The sequence below is a fragment of the Bifidobacterium vespertilionis genome (assembly GCF_008698145.1).
Taxonomy (GTDB): Bacteria; Actinomycetota; Actinomycetes; order Actinomycetales; family Bifidobacteriaceae; genus Bifidobacterium; species Bifidobacterium vespertilionis.
This window is the reverse complement of record NZ_RZNZ01000004.1, coordinates 59604-77956: the sequence shown is the minus strand read 5'-3', so window position 1 is coordinate 77956 and position 18353 is coordinate 59604. Positions and strand designations below refer to the sequence as shown.

Below are 18353 nucleotides of genomic sequence, written 5' to 3'. Positions count from 1 at the left end.
AAATCATGGCTAACATCGCTCTGAACATCACGGACGCCCAGGGCCAGTCGGCCGGCACGGTCGACGCCCCCGCTGAGATCTTCGGCCACACCGCCGAGGAGATCCAGACCCGCATCCCGCTGATCCACCAGGTCGTCATCGCCCAGCTCGCGGCCGCTCGCGCCGGCACCCACGCCACCAAGACCCGTGGCATGGTTTCCGGTGGTGGCCGTAAGCCGTGGAAGCAGAAGGGCACCGGTCGCGCTCGTCAGGGCTCGATCCGCGCTCCCCAGTGGTACCACGGTGGCGTTGTGCACGGCCCGCAGCCGCGCGACTACTCCCAGCGCACCCCCAAGAAGATGAAGGCTGCAGCCCTGCGCTACATCCTTTCCGATCGCGCCAACGCCGGACGCGTGCACGTGGTTGACTTCGGTGTCATCGACACTCCGTCCACCAAGGCCGCCGTCAAGGCTCTGGCCGTGACCGAGAACCGTTTCACCACGGTCGTCCTCTCCCGCGAAAACGTGAACGAGTGGCTGTCCGTTCGCAACATGCCGAACGTCCACCCGATTTTCGCCGATCAGCTCAACACTTACGACGTGGTCACCGCCGAGGACGTTGTCTTCTCCAAGGAGGGCTTCGAGGCCTTCCTCGCCGCGAAGGCTCCCCAGGCTGAGACCAAGGAGGCCTGATCCACATGGCAGCTATCCACAACCCCGCGCACGACGTGATCATCAAGCCCGTCGTCTCCGAGAAGAGCTACGCCAACTCTGACCGCGGCCAGTACACCTTCGTGGTGGCCAAGGACGCCAACAAGGTCCAGATCAAGCAGGCCATCGAGCAGATCTTCAAGGTCAAGGTGACGAACGTCAACACCCTCACCCGCATCGGCAAGGTGAAGCGCACCCGCTACGGCTTCGGCCAGCGCGTGACCCAGAAGCGCGCCATCGTGACCGTGGCCGAGGGCCAGACGATCGACATCTTCGGCAACTGAAGGCTAGCCGACAAAAGTTAAAGGAAGAACTATATTATGGCTATCCGCGTTTATAAGCCGACGACTGCAGGCCGTCGCAACGCGTCCGTTTCGGATTTCTCCGATCTCACGCGCTCCACGCCTGAGAAGTCGCTGGTTCGCAAGCTGACCAAGACCGGCGGCCGCAACTCCTACGGCCGTATCACCTCCCGCCACCGTGGTGGCGGCAACAAGCGCGCCTACCGTCTCATCGATTTCAAGCGTTGGGACAAGGACGGCGTGCCCGCTAAGGTCGCTCACATCGAGTACGACCCGAACCGTTCCGCCCGCATCGCCCTCCTGCACTACGCGGATGGCGAGAAGCGCTACATCATCGCCCCGAAGGGCATCCAGCAGGGTGACGTCATCGAGACCGGTGAGCAGGCCGACATCAAGCCGGGCAACAACCTGCCGCTGAAGAACATCCCGACCGGTACCGTGGTGCACAACATCGAGCTCCGCCCGCTGGGTGGCGCGAAGATCGCCCGCTCCGCCGGCGCCGCCGTGCAGCTCGTCGCCAAGGACGGTGCGTACGCCCAGCTGCGTATGCCCTCCGGCGAGATCCGCAACGTGGATGCCCGCTGCCGCGCCACCGTTGGTGAGGTCGGCAACGAGGACCACGCCAACATCCAGCTCGGCAAGGCCGGTCGTGCCCGTTGGCTCGGCCGTCGCCCGATCACCCGTGGTGAGTCCATGAACCCGGTCGACCACCCGCATGGCGGTCGTACCCGCGGTGGCAAGCCGCCGGTGTCTCCTTGGGGCAAGGGCGAGGTCCGTACCCGTCGTCCGAAGAAGGCTTCGAACAAGATGATCGTTCGTCGCCGCCCGAATGGTAAGAACCGCAAGTAAGGGAGTAGCGAGAAGATGACTCGTAGCATCAAGAAGGGCCCCTTCGTCGACGCCCACTTGCAGAAGAAAGTCGACGAGCAGAACGAGAAGGGCACGAAGAACGTCATCAAGACGTGGTCGCGCCGTTCGATGATCACCCCTGATTTCATCGGACACACCTTCGCTGTTCACGATGGCCGCAAGCACGTCCCGGTGTTCGTCACCGAGGCCATGGTTGGCCACAAGCTCGGAGAGTTCGCCCCGACCAAGACCTTCAAGGGTCATGTGAAGGACGACAAGAAGGCACGCCGCTAAGGAGTAAGGACACATGGAAGCTAAAGCAATCGCTCGTCACGTCCGCGTGACGCCGCGCAAGGCTCGCCGCATGGTCGACCTCATCCGAGGCAAGCAGGCGACCGAAGCCATCACCATTCTGAAGTTCGCTCCCCAGGACGCGGCCCTTCCGGTCCGCAAGGTCCTCGAGAGCGCCATCGCCAACGCCCGCGTGAAGGCCGACAAGGCCAACGAGGCGTTCCGCGAGAACGATCTGGTCATCAAGGAGACCTACGTTGATGAGGGCGTGACGCTGAAGCGTTTCCGCGCTCGTGCCCAGGGTCGTGCCGCTCGTATCAACAAGCGCACCTCCCACATCACCGTGATCGTCGCTAGCAAGGAAGGAGCCCGCTAAAGATGGGTCAGAAGATCAATCCCTTTGGCTACCGTCTGGGCATCACCGAGAACCACCGTTCCAAGTGGTTCTCCGATTCCGTCAAGGCCGGCGAGCGTTATCGCGATTTCGTCCTTGAGGACGACAAGATCCGCAAGGCCATGAACAAGGATCTCGAGCGCGCGGGCGTGTCCCGCATCGTGATCGAGCGCACCCGTGACCGCGTGCGTGTGGACATCCACACCGCCCGTCCGGGCATCGTGATCGGTCGCCGTGGCGCCGAGGCCGAGAAGGTTCGCGCCAAGCTCGAGAAGCTGACCGGCAAGCAGGTCCAGCTGAACATCTTCGAGGTCAAGAACGCCGCGCTGGACGCCCAGCTCGTCGCTCAGGGCATCGCCGAGCAGCTGACCAACCGCGTCACCTTCCGCCGCGCGATGCGCAAGGCCCAGCAGGACGCTATGCGTGCTGGCGCCAAGGGCATCCGCATCAAGCTCTCCGGCCGTCTTGGCGGCGCGGAAATGAGCCGTTCCGAGTTCTACCGCGAGGGTCGTGTTCCGCTGCAGACCCTGCGCGCCCTGATTGATTACGGCTTCTTCGAGGCCAAGACCACCTACGGCCGCATCGGCGTCAAGGTGTGGATCTACAAGGGCGATATGACCGAGCGTGAGTTCGAAGAGCAGCAGGCTCAGCAGAACAACCGCCCCGGCCGTCGTGGCGACCGTGATCGTCGTCCGCGCCGTGGCAACCGTTCCGCCGAGGCCCAGCAGCAGGCCGCCCCCGAGGCCGCCCAGGCCGCCGAGGCTCCTGCCGCCACGGAAACGAAGGAGTGAGCTGATGCTTATCCCAAAGAGGACCAAGTACCGTAAGCAGCACCGTCCGGACCGCCATGGCATGACCAAGGGCGGCGCCAACGTCGCCTTCGGCGATTACGGCATCCAGGCGCTTGCCCCGGCCTACATCACCAACCGTCAGATCGAGGCTGCTCGTATCGCCATGACCCGCTACATCAAGCGTGGCGGTCGTGTGTGGATCAACATCTTCCCCGATCGTCCGCTGACCAAGCACGCCCTCGGCGCCCGAATGGGTTCCGGTAAGGGTGCCCCGGAGTTCTGGATCGCCAACATCCACCCGGGTCGCGTGCTCTTCGAGATCGGCGGCGTGTCCGAGGATGTCGCTCGCGAGGCCCTGCGCCGCGCCATCGACAAGCTCCCCATGAAGTGCCGTGTGATTTCTCGTGAAGGCGGTGACATCTGATGGCAGTCGGAACCAAGGAATATTCCATCAAGAACCTGACTGAGAAGACCAATGCTGAGATCGAGGACTTCCTCAAGAAGTCCAAGGAGGAGCTCTTCAACCTCCGTTTCCAGCTGGCCACCGGTCAGCTCGACAACACCTCCCGTCTGAAGGCTGTCAAGCGCGACATCGCGCGCATGTACACCGTGCTGCGCGAGCGCGAGCTGGGCATCGTCCCGACGCCGGCCGAGGAATCCACCGAGACTAAGGCTGAGGAGAAGTAAGCATGGCTGAGGAACAGCAGGAGCGCAATTCCCGCAAGGTTCGTCGCGGTTTTGTCGTGTCCGACAAGATGGACAAGACCATCACCGTCGAGCTCGAGCACCGTTCGACCCACCCGCTGTACGGCAAGGTCGTCCGTACCACCAGCAAGGTCAAGGCCCATGATGAGCAAAACGCCGCGCACATTGGCGATTTTGTGAGTATTATGGAGACTCGGCCTCTGAGCAAGACCAAGCGTTGGCGTCTCGAATCCATCATCGAGCGCGCCAAGTAAACAAGTTCGGCAAGGCTCCGCGTACACCAGACGGAGCGGAGGCATGATTCTGTCCTGAATAGGAAGGATTGTGCCCTCGCTCCGCTTGGTGTACGGGGAGAACCAGCGCGGCTAAGGAGAATCAATGATTCAGCAGGAAACGCGGCTTCATGTCGCCGACAACACGGGTGCCAAGGAACTCCTTGCCATCCGCGTGCTCGGCGGTTCGAAGCGACGCTATGCCGGCCTGGGCGACGTGATCGTCGCCTCCGTCAAGGATGCCATCCCTGGCGGGTCGGTCAAGAAGGGCGATGTGGTCAAGGCCGTTGTCGTCCGTACCGTCAAGGAGTACCGTCGTGTGGACGGCTCCTACATCAAGTTCGATGAGAACGCCGCCGTCATTCTCGGCTCCGGCCGTGAACCGAAGGGCACGCGTATCTTTGGACCGATCGCTCGTGAGCTGCGCGACAGGCGCTTCATGCGTATCGTGTCCCTCGCCCCGGAGGTGATCTGATTATGGTAGCCAAGATCAAGACCGGCGACCAGGTGAAGGTCATCCGCGGCAAGGATCGCGGCAAGGAGGGCAAGGTCCTCCGCGTCCTGAAGGACGATCGTCTGATCGTCGAGGGCGTCCAGATCGTCAAGAAGCACGTGCGCGCCACCCAGCAGGGCCAGCAGGCCGGCATCGTCTCCGCCGAGGCTCCGATCCATCGCTCCAACGTGATGCTGATCGACCCGGAGACCGGCAAGCCCACCCGCGTCGGCGTGATCGTCAAGGAAGAAGCCCGTGACGGCAAGGTGAAGACCGTGCGCGTCCGCGTGGCCAAGAAGTCAGGCAAGGAGCTGGCATGAGCGAAGAAACTACCACTGCAGTTGAAGCGCCTGCTGTCCCGCGCTTGAAGCAGCAGTACAAGGACGTCATCGTCCCCGAGCTCGAGAAGGAGTTCAAGTACACCAACCCGATGCAGGTGGCGCGCCTCCAGAAGGTCGTCGTCTCCATGGGTGTGGGTGCCGCCGCTCGCGACTCCAAGCTCATCGAAGGCGCCGTCAAGGACCTCACGCTGATCACCGGCCAGAAGCCGAAGATCACCAAGGCCAAGAAGTCCGTCGCGCAGTTCCACCTGCGTGAGGGCCAGGCCATCGGCGCGTTTGTCACCCTGCGTGGCGACCGCATGTGGGAGTTCCTGGATCGTCTTCTGACGCTGGCCCTGCCGCGCATCCGCGATTTCCGCGGCATCAGCGGCAACCAGTTCGACGGCCAGGGCAACTACAACTTTGGTCTCACCGAGCAGTCCATGTTCCACGAGATCGATCCGGATTCGATCGATCACCAGCGCGGTATGGACATCACCGTGGTGACCAGCACCAAGGACGACCAGGAGGCCCGCGTGCTCCTCAAGCACCTCGGCTTCCCCTTCAAGGAGAACTGATATGGCAAAAACCGCTCTTAAGGAGAAGGCGGCCGGCAAGCCGAAGTTCAAGGTGCGTGCCTACACGCGCTGCCAGGTGTGCGGTCGTCCCCATTCCGTGTATCGCAAGTTCGGCCTGTGCCGCATCTGCCTTCGTGAGAAGGCTCACCGCGGCGAGCTGCCCGGCGTGACGAAGTCCAGTTGGTAAACATCGACGTTGAAGGTCCGCGGCCTTAGCCCGTTTCACAACGGGCGGGCGGCGGAAACCACGACGAGAAAGGGCATAAGCCCACAATGACAATGACAGATCCGATCGCAGACATGCTCACGCGTCTGCGTAACGCGAGCGCGGCTAAGCACACCACTGTTGACATGCCGTACTCCAAGTTCAAGGCCAACATCGCGCAGATCCTCAAGCGCGAAGGCTACATCGCCGACTTCTCCGCCAAAGAGGCGAAGGTCGGCCAGACCCTTGAGGTGACCCTCAAGTACGGTCCGAACGGCGAGCGCTCCATCCAGGGCATCAAGCGCATCTCCAAGCCGGGCCTGCGTCGCTACGCGAAGTCCGATTCCCTGCCCATGCCTTTGGGCGGCCTCGGCATCGCCATCATCTCGACTAGCTCGGGACTGTTGACCCAGAAGGAATGCCTGGACAAGGGCATTGGCGGCGAGATCGTCGCCTTCGTGTGGTGAGAAAGGAGAGCTGAAACATGGCATCGCATATTGGTAAGCTCCCCGTCGCCATCCCCGCCGGCGTTGAAGTTACGATCGATGGTCAGAACTTCGCCGCCAAGGGCGCCAAGGGTTCCGATTCCTACGTCATCCCCGAAGGCATCACCGCTGTGGTCGAGGGCAACGAGATTGTCCTGACCCCGGCCGACGACCTTCGTCCCACCCGCGCCAAGCACGGCCTGTCCCGCGCCATCATCGCCTCCATGGTGAAGGGCGTTCACGACGGCTACGAGAAGCACCTGCTCATCGTCGGCACCGGTTACCGTGCCGCCATGAAGGGCAAGAGCATCGAGTTCTCCCTCGGCTACTCCCACACCATCACGGTGGACGCTCCCGAAGGCATCACCTTCGAGCTGCCGAACCCGAACGAGGTGGTTGTGAAGGGCACCGACAAGCAGCAGGTCGGCCAGATCGCGGCTAACATCCGTAAGCTCCGTGCTCCGGAACCGTACAAGGGCAAGGGCATCAAGTACGCCGACGAGCACATCCTGCGCAAGGCTGGAAAGGCTGGTAAGTAATATGACCGTCCAGATTTTCGGTAAGGGCAAGCAGGTCGCCCGTCTGCGTCGTCACGCGCGTCTCCGCAAGAAGATCGTGGGCACCCCCGAGCGTCCGCGTCTGGTCGTGAGCCGCTCCAACCGCCACATGGTCGCGCAGATCATCGACGACACCAAGGGCATCACCCTGGTTTCCGAGTCCACTCTGCACAACGACTTCCAGGGCTTCGAGGGCACCAAGTCCGAGGCTGCGAAGCGCGTTGGCGAGATGATCGCGAAGAAGGCGCTGGACGCCGGCATCACCAAGGTGGTGTTCGACCGCGGTGGCAACAAGTACACCGGTCGCGTCGCGGCTGTCGCCGATGGCGCCCGTGAGGGAGGTCTGGCACTGTGAGCGACAACGAGAAGGAAACTCAAGTGGCTGAAGAAACTCAGAACACCGTGGCCGCCGAAGAGACCAAGAACAACGATGACCGCCGTGGCGGCCGTCGCGGTCAGCGCGGTGAAGGCCGTCGTGGCGAGCGCCGCAACCGTCGCGAAGAGAACAAGGGCGATGAGCTCCTCGATCGCGTCGTGACCATCAACCGTGTGTCCAAGACCCACAAGGGTGGCCGTACGTTCAGCTTCGCCGCCCTCGTGGTCGTCGGTGACGGCAACGGCACCGTCGGCGTGGGCTACGGCAAGTCCCGTGAGGTCCCGGCGGCCATCGCCAAGGGCCAGCTGGACGCCAAGAAGCACATGTTCACCGTTCCGCGTGTTCGCGGCACCGTCACCCACCCGGTGATCGGCCACGACGCCGCCGGCACCGTCCTGCTGCGTCCCGCCGCCCCCGGCACCGGCGTTATCGCCGGCGGCCCAGTGCGCGCCGTCATGGAGTGCGCGGGCATCACCGACATTCTGTCGAAGTCCATGGGCTCCGCCACCGCCGTGAACATGGTTCGCGCCACCGTGGCCGCCCTCAAGCAGCTCGAAGAGCCGGAAGAGATCGCCGCCCGTCGTGGCCTTTCCCTCGAGGAAGTGGCCCCGGACGCCCTGCTCCGCGCTCGTGCAGCCGGCATCGCCGAGGCCCGCAAGGCTCGTGAAGAGGCTCAGGCCAAGGCCGCCGCCGAAGCGAAGGATGGTGAGTGAGCATGTCCAACATCAACATCACCCTGCACCACGGTCTGGTGAACTCCACCCCGAAGCAGCGCGCCGCTGCCAAGACCCTGGGCCTCAACAAGATCGGTAAGACCGTAACTCGCGAGGACAACCCGGCCGTGCGCGGTCAGGTGAACGTTCTGCGTCACCTGGTCACTGTCGAGGAGGTCGACTGACAATGGCTAACGAAGAAGAGACCACCATCATTCAGATGCACCACCTGAAGCCGGCCCCGGGCGCGAACAAGGCTCGCATCCGCGTCGGCCGTGGTGAGGGCTCCAAGGGTAAGACCTCGGGCCGTGGCACCAAGGGCACCGGTGCTCGCTACCAGGTGCGTCCGGGCTTCGAAGGCGGACAGCTCCCGCTGTACATGCGCCTGCCGAAGCTGCGTGGCTTCAAGAACCCGTTCAAGACCACCTACCAGGTCGTGAACCTGGCCCGTCTCGTCGAGGTCTTCCCGGCGGGCGGCGAGCTGGGCGTCGAGGAACTGGCCGCCAAGGGCCTGGTCCGTCGCAACGCCCCGGTCAAGGTTCTGGGCGACGGCGAGGTGACCGTGGCGTTCACGCTCAAGGGCGTGAAGGTTTCGGCTTCCGCCAAGTCCAAGATCGAAGCCGCTGGCGGCTCCGTCTCCGAGGAGTAATCTCCCATAGGGGATGAGCTTGCAAGCTATATGATGACCCTCCCCGCGCTGCAAGGCGTAGGGAGGGTCATTTCGTATGGGTCGGCCCATCCATGCGATGCCGGGGCAAAGAACGCGCCGGAGACAGCGTTTTAAGTCGAAAAAAAAAGGCCGATTGTTCGGTTTTGTGACCGGTATAGAGTAGACTCGTTGACAGTTTGTGTTTAAAGACGATCCGGCAGCGGTCGGATTATTAGGAGGATCAACAGGTGAGGACGTTAATCCAGGCCTTTAAGACGAAGGAACTGAGGAAGAAGATCCTCTTCGTGTTCTTCATCATCATCATCTATCGCATCGGCTCGTTCATTCCGACACCCGGCGTGGACTACAAGGTCGTCCAGCAGTGTGTGGCGAGCTCCAGCAGCGAGAACTTCGTCGGACTCGTGAACCTGTTCTCCGGCGGCGCACTGCTCCAGCTGTCCATCTTCGCGCTGGGCGTCATGCCGTACATCACCGCGTCCATCGTCATCCAGCTGCTGCGCGTGGTCATCCCGCGCTTCGAAGCCCTGCACAAGGAGGGCCAGTCCGGCGAGGCGAAGCTGACGCAGTACACCCGTTACCTCACCATCGGCCTGGCGGTGCTGCAGTCCACCACCATCCTCGTGACGGCCCGCTCCGGCGCCCTGTTCAACTACTCCTGCTCCCAGGTCATCCCGGACGGTTCCGTGTGGAACCTTGTGGTCATGGTCCTCATCATGACTGGCGGCACCGGCCTGATCATGTGGATGGCTGAGCTCATCACGGACAAGGGCATCGGCCAGGGCATGTCCATCCTCATCTTCATGTCCATCTGCTCCGGCTTCCTGCCGCAGCTGTGGAACATCGGCTGGGGCACCAACGGCACCGACGGCAACTGGCTGAACTTCGGCATCGTCGTGGGTGTTCTGCTGGTCATCTTCGTGTTCGTCGACTTCGTCGAGCTGTGCCAGCGCCGCATCCCGGTCCAGTACACCCGCCGCATGATCGGCCGCAAGATGTACGGTGGCTCCTCCACCTACCTGCCGCTGAAGATCAACATGTCCGGCGTCATCCCGCCCATCTTCGCGTCCTCCATTCTGGCCATCCCGACCCTGATCGCGCAGTTCGGCAACACCGAGCAGAGCTGGGTCCAGTGGATCAACTCCAACCTCGCCTCCACCACCTCCGTGTGGTACATCGGCCTGTACGCGCTGATGATCGTCTTCTTCTGCTTCTTCTACACCTCGATCACGTTCAACCCGGACGAGACCGCGGACAACATGAAGCAGTACGGCGGCTTCATCCCCGGCATCCGCGCAGGCCGCGCAACCAGCGCCTACCTCACCTACGTGATGAACCGTCTGAACACCGTGGGCGCCGTCTACCTGCTGTTCGTCGCGCTCATCCCGACCGTGCTGATCATGGCCCTGCAGATCAACTCGCAGCTGCCCTTCGGCGGCACCACGATCCTGATCATCGCGGGCGTCGGTCTGGACACCCTGCGTCAGGCCAAGGCGCAGACCGAGCAGTTCCAGTATGCCGGCTTCCTCTTCGAGGACGACGGCAAGAACGCCGAGCAGTCCAAGTGACCGCCGATCACGCCAATCTTCAGGCATAGGAAGTCCCGCCGCATTCGCGACGGGATTTCCCGTTTTAACAACAAAGTCCAAGGCAACCGCCAAGGCATACAGAAGAAAGAGAGTTCGACATGCGTCTGCTGATCATGGGCCCCCAGGGCGTTGGCAAGGGCACTCAGGCCGCGCTGCTGGCCGAGCACTACAACATCCCCGCCATTTCCACCGGCGACATCTTCCGCTACAACATCAAGAACAAGACCCCGCTCGGGCTTGAGGCGCTCAAGTACACGGACAAGGGCGAACTGGTCCCCGACGAGCTGACCAACAAGATCGTCAAGGATCGTCTGGCTCAGGACGACGCCAAGTCCGGCTGGATCCTGGACGGCTACCCGCGCAACGCCGCACAGGTCGAGGCGCTCGATGCCTTCCTCGAGGAACTGGGCACCCCGCTCGACAAGGTTGTCGCGCTGGACGCCGATCACGACGTGCTTATGGAGCGCATTGCCAAGCGCGCCCAGATCGAGGGCCGTTCGGACGACACGCCGGAGGCCATCGCCAAGCGTCTGGAGACCTACGCGAAGGAAACCGCTCCGCTGCTGGACATCTACCGCGACCGCGGCCAGCTCGTTGAGGTGGACGGCGTGGGCGAGATCAAGGAGATCTCCGCCAACATCATCGCCAAGCTCGGCGAGTGAGCGTATCGCCATTATTCCGCTCTAGGGGGCTCCTTCGGGAGCCCCCTTCTCATTTGCGGCGCATGGCCAAAGGTAAAACCGGCATTCAGTGACTTTTTGACACGCTGAAAAGCGCTGTGTAGTATATAGGTAAATTATTACCTGCCATACGTGGCAGATATTGGCGGAACTCGAAGGGGAGTGGCATGGCAGGCAAGCGAGTCACTATGGCTGAAGTCGCCAAGGAAGCCGGCGTCTCGATCAAAACCGTGTCGAACGCCATCAACGGTGTGGGCAATGTGCTGCCCAAGACCCAGAAAAAGGTCGACGCCGCCGTCGCCAAGCTCGGCTACCGCATCGACACCGCGGCCCGGTACCTTAAAACACGCCGCCATCAGACCATCGGGTTCGCCATCAGCGGCTTCGACAGTCCGTTCTATACGCAGCTGCTCGAAGGCGTGATCGACGAGGCGACCGCCAAGGGCTACACCGTGACCATCAGCACTTACAACCAGCTCAAGGGCGGGGCGGAGGAGCTGATCAGGGAGGCGCCGTACTCCAACGCCGATGGCTGGATCGTTTACGCCAGCCATCCGTTGAGTAACGAAGGCGAAGTGCTCGAAGGCGATTACCCGATCGTGCAGTGCGGCAACTATACGGCGTTCGGAAAGGCGGACCTGATCACTCTGGACAACCGCGGATCGTACCGTGAAACCACGCAGCTGCTCATCGACCGCGGTTGCAGGCGCATCGCGGCCTTGTGCGCGCCGGAAGGGATCACGCGGGACACCTACCACCGGCAGGATGCCGTGCGCGGCGCCGCCGTGATCGACCGTCTCGAAGGCTACATCGATGCGCTGCGGGGCAACGGTCTGCCCGTTGACTGGTCGCTCATCCCGAACGGCCGGCGCTGGACGATGGCGGGGGGCGCCTCCGCAGTGAATGATCTGCTGGCCGCGGGCGAGGGCGATCGTCCCGACGCGATTCTGTGCTATAACGACTCCGCGGCGCTCGGTGCGCTCTATCAGTTGCAATTGCGCGGCGTGTCCGTGCCCGGGGACGTGCAGGTGATCGGCTTCGACAACATTGCGGAAAGCCGGTATTCCTCGCCGTCTCTCACCACCGTGGACCCGATGTGGAAGGACTACGCGAAGCTGTGCGTCACGCGGTTGTTGGCGCGCATCAACGGCGACGATTCGCCTTACGCCACGATCGCGCTGCATCCGCGGCTGGTGGAGCGCGACTCCACGCGGCGGTAGTTTGTCCGAACGTGGGTGCGCGCAATCACCTGCCCGTTACAGCGCACGTATTGTCAGCATCGATACAACGATAGTAATAAAACTGCATTGACAATCGGTGAAGCCAGTTTTATAGTTTGAGGTAAACGGTTACTTAAACATGTAGATGCATGGTAGCCGATCCAGAGCAACGAAGCGAGAACATCATGACCGACAGCACCTTCCTCTTCCACCACGGATGGAAATTCCAACTTGCCGATGCATTCCCTCTGCGCGAGGCAATCGAGCTGTGGAGGGACGCCGATGACCGCGATTTCACCGATCCTGCCTATGATGATGCGCAATGGCAGCGCGTCGCCCTGCCTCACACGTTCAACGACGTGGATCTTTTTCGCGACCGCATCACCGATGGAGGAAGCCGCCAGAAGCGCTGCGCCGCGTTCTATCGCAACTGGCTCACCGTGCCCGCCGAGCATCGCGGGCAGAAGGTGATCCTCGAATTCGAGGGCGTGCGCCAGACCTGCTACCTGTATGTAAACGGCACGCTGGCCGGATACGTGGAGAACGGCGTCGCGCCGTTCGGCATCGACGTGACCGATCTGATCGACGACGACAAGCCGAACCTGATCGCCATCGCCACCGACAACACCAGTTCGCGCAATCTGCCGTTCTACGGTGCGGAAACCCCCAATAAGCCCGGCGTGGAACCCGGCGGCTATGTGGCGCGCGGCGACGGCGCAGTGCCGGACGGCTATCCCGAGGGCACGCCGTTCTTTTGGAACACCAACGACTTCAACCCCACGCTGGGTGGCATCGCGCGCCCGGTGAAGGTGCATTTCAAGCCGCAGACCTACCTGACGCTGCCCCTGTACTCGAATCTGAGGACCAAAGGTACGTACGTGTACGGCAAGGACTTCAACCTGACGGATCCGGGCGCTCCCAAGGCGTGCGTCGCCGTGGAATCCGAGGTGCGCAACGAGAGCGACCATGCTGTGAAGGCCAAATTGCACGTATCCGTACGCACGCTGAACGGCGACGAGGTCGTGTCCTTCGACTCCGAGGAAACAACCGTGGAGCCGTCGGGCCACATCGGCCAGCCGTTGTCGATCACCCCGCAGGACGCCTACGAGTGGGAGGATTCCAAGGGGCAATACGTAGCCGTCGAGGACGAGGATGCCGTGGCCCCCACCGAAACCGCGTCCCTCGCCGTGACCACGCTGAAGGCGCAGACGGATGCGCCCGTGCCGCTGCGCCTGTGGAGCCTCGAGGATCCGTATCTGTATCGCGTGAGCGTGACGCTTGTGGTGGACGGCGAGAGCGTTGACGAGGAAATCGTGGAAACCGGTTTCCGCAAGGTGGGTTACGACAACACCAAGGGCGTCACCATCAACGGCGTGCCCGTGTGGCTGCGCGGATACGCCCAACGCGCCACCAACGAATGGTCCGCCACCGGCATCGCCACCGAATGGATGAAGGACGAGGACGCCAAACTGATCCGTGCGTCCAACGCCAACCATGTGCGATGGATGCACGTGGCCGCGTCACCCGCGGACATCGCCGCCTTCGACCGTCACGGCATCGTGTGCACGCAACCCGCCGGCGACAAGGAGAAGGAGAACTTCGGTCGCCAGTGGGATCAGCGCGTGGAACTTATGCGCGACGTGATCATCGCGTTCCGCAACAATCCGAGCATCGTGTTCTGGGAGGCCGGCAACAACTCGCTGCACGCCAACCACATGCACGAGATGCTCGGGCTCAAGCGTCTGCTCGATCCGCATGGCGGGCGGTTCATGGGCTGCCGCACGCTCAATACCGAGGACACGGTGGCCGAGTCGGAATACGTGGGCACCATGCTCAACCGCCATGCCGCGCGATTCATCGCCGAGCATGGTCCGATCACCGAGACGGAGTATGCGCGCGAGGAGGCGCCGGGTCGTATCTGGGATGACTTCACGCCGCCGGATTTCGACTATCGTAACAAGTGGATCGGCGTGGGCGGGCGCAAGGGCCCGGGCGTTGACTTCTATGATCTGACCGCGGAGGGGTTGGCGCTCGCCGATGCGCGAGGGTACGCCGAATTCTTCAATGACCGCCTGGGCGGTGCCTCTGGGCGCGATCTCTACTCGGCCGCCGCCGCGCTGTGTTGGACCGATTCCGCGCAGCATGGGCGCCAGTCGTATTCGGAGAACGCGCGCATGTCCGGTCGCGTGCGGCCGGATCGCGTGCGCAAACAGAACTTCGATGTGTTCCGGGTGATGCAGTCCGAGGCGCCCGCGGTGAAGATCCTCGGGCACTGGAACTATCCGCCGGCCAACACGGCCAAGGAGGGGCCGGCGTACCGCTACGAGAAGAAGCGGTTCAACGGTCAGTTCTGGGAAGGCACGGGGGAGTATGGCTACCGCGATCCCACACACAAGACCGTGTACGTGATCGCCAGCTATCCGGTGGCCCGTGTGGAGCTGTACGTTAATGGCGCTGAAGTGGGCCGGTGCGACAAGCCGACGGACACCTTCGTGTTTGCATTCGAGAATGTGGATGTGACGCGGTCGGGGGCGGTGGAGGCCGTGGGCTACGGCTACGACGGGCTACGGTCCGCGTTCGACCGCATCGAAACCGCTGGACAGCCGGCCAGGCTGCGTCTTGAGGCGCGCACGGCCCCCGGCGGTTGGCGCGCCGATGGTGCTGACGTGGCGTGGGTGGATGTGGCGGTGGTGGATGCTGAAGGGCGCGTGTGCCCGCTCGCCGGCGACCGCATCGATTTTGCCGTGGACGGTCCTGCCATGTTTCTGGGCGGCTACAGCGAGGGCCGGTTCGATGATCGTGTGGACGGCAGATCGGACGACAGCGTGATCCATGCGGACCATGTGTTCGCCGACTGCGGCATGAACCGCGTATTCCTGCGATCATCGGAAACGCCCGGCATGGTTCGGCTGACGGCCAGGGCGGATGGCCTGCCTCCGGCGACCGTGGAGATCGGGACATCGCCCGCGGACGTTGCGACGCTCAGCGTCCAGCAGACTGCACGCCGGTACGTCGACTATGCTCCGGTTGCCCCGCTGCCGTCCCGTGAGTTCCCTCCGATTCTCGCTGCGGACAAAACCAAGTACGTGCCGCCGAGTGAGGACTTCTGCAAGGTGCTGGTCGACGGGCAGGAACCCGATGCGCGCATGGTGCCCACCGTCAACAAGAACGGCGCGGTATGGGGCAATGTCACGGTGGTGCTTGAGCGTATGGCCACGCAATGCGGCGATCGGTTCTCGTATGACTGGGATCCGGCCGCGAAGACTCTCACGCTGCGCTCCGGCGGGCATGTGGTGCAGGCGGAGGTGGGCCGCACGCATCTGCTGGTGGACGGCCGGGAGAACCTCATGGACGGCGAGCCGTACCTGTCCCCGCGCGGGGATGTGGTCATGGAGGTGGCCGCGCTGGTGAGCTGGGTCAAGGACGTGACTGTGCAGTATGACGACCGCGTGCACGTGCTGCGCGTGGAGACCGGAGCGCTGGACGGCGGCGACGCGTTCACGGCGACTGCGGGCTCGATCCAAGCGCCAAATCCCCGCCGAGTGCCTGTTTTCCGTCCATTTAGGTACGTAAATGGGCGAAAGGTGCTATAGTGTGAGTCATGGGCCAGGAGGGCGCGACACGCCGTTGTGTCGCTGGCTATCGTCTGCTATACTCGCAGTTTGGCGTGTCTTCTGACATGTCGAAACAGTAATCAGCCAACGAACGGAAACTGAGGCTCATGGCAAAAGACGGTGTGATTGAAGTCGAAGGTCGGGTAGTGGAGGCACTGCCGAACGCGATGTTCCGCGTCGAACTTGAGAACAAGCACATCGTGCTCGCCACCATCTCCGGCAAGATGCGCAAGAACTACATTCGCATTCTTCCGCAGGATCGCGTGGTGCTTGAGATGAGCCCCTACGATCTGAACCGCGGCCGTATTACGTACCGCTATAAGTAAAAGGTACACAAGCAAAAGGAAAACCATGAAGGTCAGCCCTAGTGTGAAGAGGATCTGCGAGAACTGCCGCGTGATCCGTCGTCACGGCCGCGTCATGGTGATCTGCTCCAACCCGCGCCACAAGCAGCGCCAGGGCTGAGGTAGATTCCAGCGGCATACCATCAGGCGCTAAGTCGCAGCGAAAGCTGAACCCCGGGTACGCAGGCCCGGGCCGGGATACCGGGTGACTTGGTGCACGACCTGCGTAGACAAAGAAGGAATCGCAATGGCACGTCTTGCCGGAGTCGACATCCCCAATGAGAAGCGCATTGAAATCGCCCTCACCTACATTTTCGGTGTTGGTCGTACCCGCGCGAAGGAGACCCTCGCCGCGACCGGTGTGAACCCGGATACCCGCGTCAAGGACCTCACCGATGAGCAGCTGATCACGCTGCGTGACTATCTGGAAGCCAACTACAAGATCGAAGGCGACCTGCGTCGTGAAATCGACGCCGACATTCGTCGCAAGATCCAGATCAACTGCTACCAGGGCCAGCGTCATCGTCGTGGTCTGCCCGTCCGCGGTCAGCGCACCAAGACCAACGCCCGCACCCGCAAGGGTCCGAAGCGTACCGTCGCCGGAAAGAAGAAGGCCACCAAGTAAGGTCGGCCGCCGTCCGGGCCACGGGACTTCGGTCCCATCGTCCGGGCACCAACAAACGTTAATAGGAAACGAGGGTTTTAATGGCAGCTCCCAAGCAAGCCGCGCGCAAGCCCCGTCGCCGCGATCGCAAGTCGATCCCGGTTGGGCAGGCGCATATCAAGTCCACTTTCAACAACACGATTATCTCCATCACGGATCCGTCCGGCGCGGTTGTGTCCTGGGCGTCCGGTGGCGACGTCGGCTTCAAGGGCTCCCGCAAGTCCACGCCGTACGCCGCTGGCATGGCCGCCGAGTCGGCTGCGCGCAAGGCCATGGAGCACGGCCTCAAGAAGGTCGACGTCTTCGTGAAGGGCCCGGGTTCCGGTCGTGAGACCGCCATCCGCTCCCTGCAGTCCGCTGGCCTCGAGGTCGGTTCCATCACCGACGTCACCCCGCAAGCCCACAACGGCGTTCGTCCCCCGAAGCGCCGTCGCGTCTGAGCACTGACAGAACCCAATCGTCCACCCGCTTCGCCGTCGGCAAGGTGCACAGCCGACGGAAGCTGAAAGGATAACCAAAGTGCTGATTGCACAGCGTCCGACACTCACTGAGGAAGTAGTCAATTCTCAGCGTTCCCGTTTCACGATCGAGCCCCTCGAGCCCGGTTTCGGCTATACGCTTGGCAACTCGCTGCGCCGTACCCTCCTGAGCTCCATCCCGGGAGCCGCGGTGACGTCGGTCCGCATCTCCGGCGCCCTGCATGAGTTCACCACTCTGCCCGGCGTTGTGGAGGACGTGACCGAGATCCTGCTCAACATCAAGGGGATCGTGCTCACCAGTGAGTACGACGAGCCGGTCGCCATGTATCTGCGCAAGAACGGCAAGGGCGAGGCCACCGCCGGGGACATCACCCCGCCGGCTGGCATCACCATCGCGAACCCGGATCTCCACATCGCCACCCTCGCGGAGGATGGCGAGCTCGAGATCGAGTTCACCGTGGAGCGCGGCCGTGGTTATGTCCCGGCCCAGCTGAACAAGCAGGATAACGGCGAGATCGGTCGGATCCCGGTGGATTCGATCTACTCTCCGGTGCTCAAGGTGAGCTACAAGGTCGAGGCTACGCGCGTTGAGCAGCGTACCGACTTCGACAAGCTCATTCTGGACGTCGAAACCAAGCCCGCCATTTCCCCGCGCGACGCCGTTGCGTCCGCTGGTTCCACCTTGGTGGAGCTCTTCGGCCTGTGCCGCGAGCTCAACACCCAGGCGGAGGGCGTCGAGGTCGGTCCGGCCCCGGTGGCCGAGGAGACCAGCCCGGAAATGGCCATCCCGATCGAGGATCTCAACCTCACGCAGCGCAGCTACAACTGCCTGAAGCGCGAGGGCATCCACACCATCGGTGAGCTGGTTTCCCATACCGAGCAGGATCTGCTCGACATCCGCAATTTCGGTATGAAGTCGATCGACGAGGTCAAGGAGAAGCTGCAGTCCCTCGGTCTGTCGCTCAAGAGCTCGCCGCTCGGTTTCGATACCACCAACCTCGAAGGCGGTACCTTCTTCTCGCCGGAAGACGAGTAAGCCAGCCGTTTTCGATCAATCCCACGCGAGCGGACGTTCG

At 62.7% G+C, this 18353-nt stretch carries 28 protein-coding genes; all 28 read left to right on the top strand.

Annotated elements, in window-relative coordinates; translation table 11 throughout:
• The first annotated feature begins 5 nt into the window (after positions 1 to 5).
• Positions 6 to 671: a 50S ribosomal protein L4 gene (gene rplD, locus EMO90_RS04110; protein WP_150353366.1), complete on the top strand. Its 666-nt coding sequence runs from the start codon at positions 6 to 8 to the stop codon at positions 669 to 671.
• Positions 672 to 676: 5 nt separating this feature from the next.
• A complete protein-coding gene (gene rplW / locus EMO90_RS04105; RefSeq protein WP_150353365.1) occupies positions 677 to 973 on the top strand; it encodes a 50S ribosomal protein L23 in 297 nt (98 codons plus the stop codon).
• Between the two features lie 36 nt (positions 974 to 1009).
• Entirely contained in the window at positions 1010 to 1840 is an 831-nt protein-coding gene (gene rplB / locus EMO90_RS04100) for a 50S ribosomal protein L2 (RefSeq protein ID WP_150353364.1), read from the top strand.
• A gap of 15 nt (positions 1841 to 1855) precedes the next feature.
• Positions 1856 to 2134, top strand: coding sequence for a 30S ribosomal protein S19 (gene rpsS, locus EMO90_RS04095; RefSeq protein ID WP_003814508.1), 279 nt, complete (start codon positions 1856 to 1858; stop codon positions 2132 to 2134).
• A 13-nt stretch (positions 2135 to 2147) separates the two neighbouring features.
• On the top strand, positions 2148 to 2507 hold the full coding sequence (gene rplV / locus EMO90_RS04090; RefSeq protein ID WP_150353363.1) for a 50S ribosomal protein L22: 360 nt from the start codon (positions 2148 to 2150) through the stop codon (positions 2505 to 2507).
• Positions 2508 to 2509: 2 nt separating this feature from the next.
• Positions 2510 to 3316 carry a 30S ribosomal protein S3 gene (rpsC, locus tag EMO90_RS04085; RefSeq protein ID WP_150353362.1) on the top strand — a complete coding sequence of 269 codons (807 nt, stop codon included), beginning with the start codon at positions 2510 to 2512 and terminating at the stop codon, positions 3314 to 3316.
• A gap of 4 nt (positions 3317 to 3320) precedes the next feature.
• Entirely contained in the window at positions 3321 to 3740 is a 420-nt protein-coding gene (gene rplP, locus EMO90_RS04080; protein WP_150353361.1) for a 50S ribosomal protein L16, read from the top strand.
• Positions 3740 to 4003, top strand: a complete 264-nt coding sequence (gene rpmC, locus EMO90_RS04075; RefSeq protein WP_150353360.1) for a 50S ribosomal protein L29 — start codon at positions 3740 to 3742, stop codon at positions 4001 to 4003. The genes rplP and rpmC overlap by 1 nt, the downstream gene beginning before the upstream one ends.
• 2 nt (positions 4004 to 4005) lie before the next feature.
• Positions 4006 to 4275, top strand: a complete 270-nt coding sequence (gene rpsQ, locus EMO90_RS04070; RefSeq protein WP_150353359.1) for a 30S ribosomal protein S17 — start codon at positions 4006 to 4008, stop codon at positions 4273 to 4275.
• Between the two features lie 124 nt (positions 4276 to 4399).
• Positions 4400 to 4768, top strand: coding sequence for a 50S ribosomal protein L14 (rplN, locus tag EMO90_RS04065; RefSeq protein ID WP_150353358.1), 369 nt, complete (start codon positions 4400 to 4402; stop codon positions 4766 to 4768).
• Between the two features lie 2 nt (positions 4769 to 4770).
• The gene (gene rplX, locus EMO90_RS04060; protein WP_150353357.1) at positions 4771 to 5106 is read left to right on the top strand and encodes a 50S ribosomal protein L24; all 336 of its coding nucleotides are present in this window, start codon (positions 4771 to 4773) and stop codon (positions 5104 to 5106) included.
• Complete coding sequence (gene rplE, locus EMO90_RS04055; protein WP_150353356.1) at positions 5103 to 5684, top strand: 50S ribosomal protein L5; 582 nt, start codon at positions 5103 to 5105, stop codon at positions 5682 to 5684. The genes rplX and rplE overlap by 4 nt, the downstream gene beginning before the upstream one ends.
• Before the next feature lies 1 nt (position 5685).
• Entirely contained in the window at positions 5686 to 5871 is a 186-nt protein-coding gene (locus EMO90_RS04050; protein ID WP_150353355.1) for a type Z 30S ribosomal protein S14, read from the top strand.
• An 86-nt stretch (positions 5872 to 5957) separates the two neighbouring features.
• On the top strand, positions 5958 to 6356 hold the full coding sequence (gene rpsH / locus EMO90_RS04045) for a 30S ribosomal protein S8 (RefSeq protein WP_150353354.1): 399 nt from the start codon (positions 5958 to 5960) through the stop codon (positions 6354 to 6356).
• A 17-nt stretch (positions 6357 to 6373) separates the two neighbouring features.
• Positions 6374 to 6913 (top strand): 50S ribosomal protein L6, encoded by a 540-nt coding sequence (rplF, locus tag EMO90_RS04040; protein ID WP_150353353.1) that lies wholly within the window; start codon positions 6374 to 6376, stop codon positions 6911 to 6913.
• Between the two features lies 1 nt (position 6914).
• Positions 6915 to 7286, top strand: a complete 372-nt coding sequence (rplR, locus tag EMO90_RS04035; RefSeq protein WP_150353352.1) for a 50S ribosomal protein L18 — start codon at positions 6915 to 6917, stop codon at positions 7284 to 7286.
• On the top strand, positions 7283 to 8020 hold the full coding sequence (rpsE, locus tag EMO90_RS04030) for a 30S ribosomal protein S5 (protein WP_150353351.1): 738 nt from the start codon (positions 7283 to 7285) through the stop codon (positions 8018 to 8020). The genes rplR and rpsE overlap by 4 nt, the downstream gene beginning before the upstream one ends.
• Positions 8021 to 8022: 2 nt before the next feature.
• A complete protein-coding gene (rpmD, locus tag EMO90_RS04025; protein ID WP_150353350.1) occupies positions 8023 to 8205 on the top strand; it encodes a 50S ribosomal protein L30 in 183 nt (60 codons plus the stop codon).
• Between the two features lie 2 nt (positions 8206 to 8207).
• Positions 8208 to 8669: a 50S ribosomal protein L15 gene (gene rplO / locus EMO90_RS04020; RefSeq protein ID WP_150353349.1), complete on the top strand. Its 462-nt coding sequence runs from the start codon at positions 8208 to 8210 to the stop codon at positions 8667 to 8669.
• 248 nt (positions 8670 to 8917) lie between these two features.
• Positions 8918 to 10255 (top strand): preprotein translocase subunit SecY, encoded by a 1338-nt coding sequence (gene secY / locus EMO90_RS04015; RefSeq protein ID WP_150353348.1) that lies wholly within the window; start codon positions 8918 to 8920, stop codon positions 10253 to 10255.
• Between the two features lie 119 nt (positions 10256 to 10374).
• Positions 10375 to 10938 carry an adenylate kinase gene (locus EMO90_RS04010; RefSeq protein WP_150353347.1) on the top strand — a complete coding sequence of 188 codons (564 nt, stop codon included), beginning with the start codon at positions 10375 to 10377 and terminating at the stop codon, positions 10936 to 10938.
• 185 nt (positions 10939 to 11123) lie between these two features.
• The gene (locus EMO90_RS04005; RefSeq protein ID WP_150353346.1) at positions 11124 to 12176 is read left to right on the top strand and encodes a LacI family DNA-binding transcriptional regulator; all 1053 of its coding nucleotides are present in this window, start codon (positions 11124 to 11126) and stop codon (positions 12174 to 12176) included.
• Between the two features lie 185 nt (positions 12177 to 12361).
• The gene (locus tag EMO90_RS04000) at positions 12362 to 15769 is read left to right on the top strand and encodes a glycoside hydrolase family 2 TIM barrel-domain containing protein (RefSeq protein WP_190971931.1); all 3408 of its coding nucleotides are present in this window, start codon (positions 12362 to 12364) and stop codon (positions 15767 to 15769) included.
• Between the two features lie 128 nt (positions 15770 to 15897).
• A complete protein-coding gene (gene infA, locus EMO90_RS03995; RefSeq protein WP_004268611.1) occupies positions 15898 to 16116 on the top strand; it encodes a translation initiation factor IF-1 in 219 nt (72 codons plus the stop codon).
• A 25-nt stretch (positions 16117 to 16141) separates the two neighbouring features.
• Positions 16142 to 16255 (top strand): 50S ribosomal protein L36, encoded by a 114-nt coding sequence (gene rpmJ / locus EMO90_RS03990; RefSeq protein ID WP_043164480.1) that lies wholly within the window; start codon positions 16142 to 16144, stop codon positions 16253 to 16255.
• Positions 16256 to 16381: 126 nt separating this feature from the next.
• Complete coding sequence (gene rpsM / locus EMO90_RS03985) at positions 16382 to 16759, top strand: 30S ribosomal protein S13 (RefSeq protein ID WP_150353344.1); 378 nt, start codon at positions 16382 to 16384, stop codon at positions 16757 to 16759.
• A gap of 80 nt (positions 16760 to 16839) precedes the next feature.
• Complete coding sequence (gene rpsK / locus EMO90_RS03980; RefSeq protein WP_043164473.1) at positions 16840 to 17238, top strand: 30S ribosomal protein S11; 399 nt, start codon at positions 16840 to 16842, stop codon at positions 17236 to 17238.
• Positions 17239 to 17317: 79 nt separating this feature from the next.
• Positions 17318 to 18313, top strand: a complete 996-nt coding sequence (locus EMO90_RS03975) for a DNA-directed RNA polymerase subunit alpha (protein WP_150353343.1) — start codon at positions 17318 to 17320, stop codon at positions 18311 to 18313.
• Positions 18314 to 18353 lie beyond the last annotated feature (40 nt).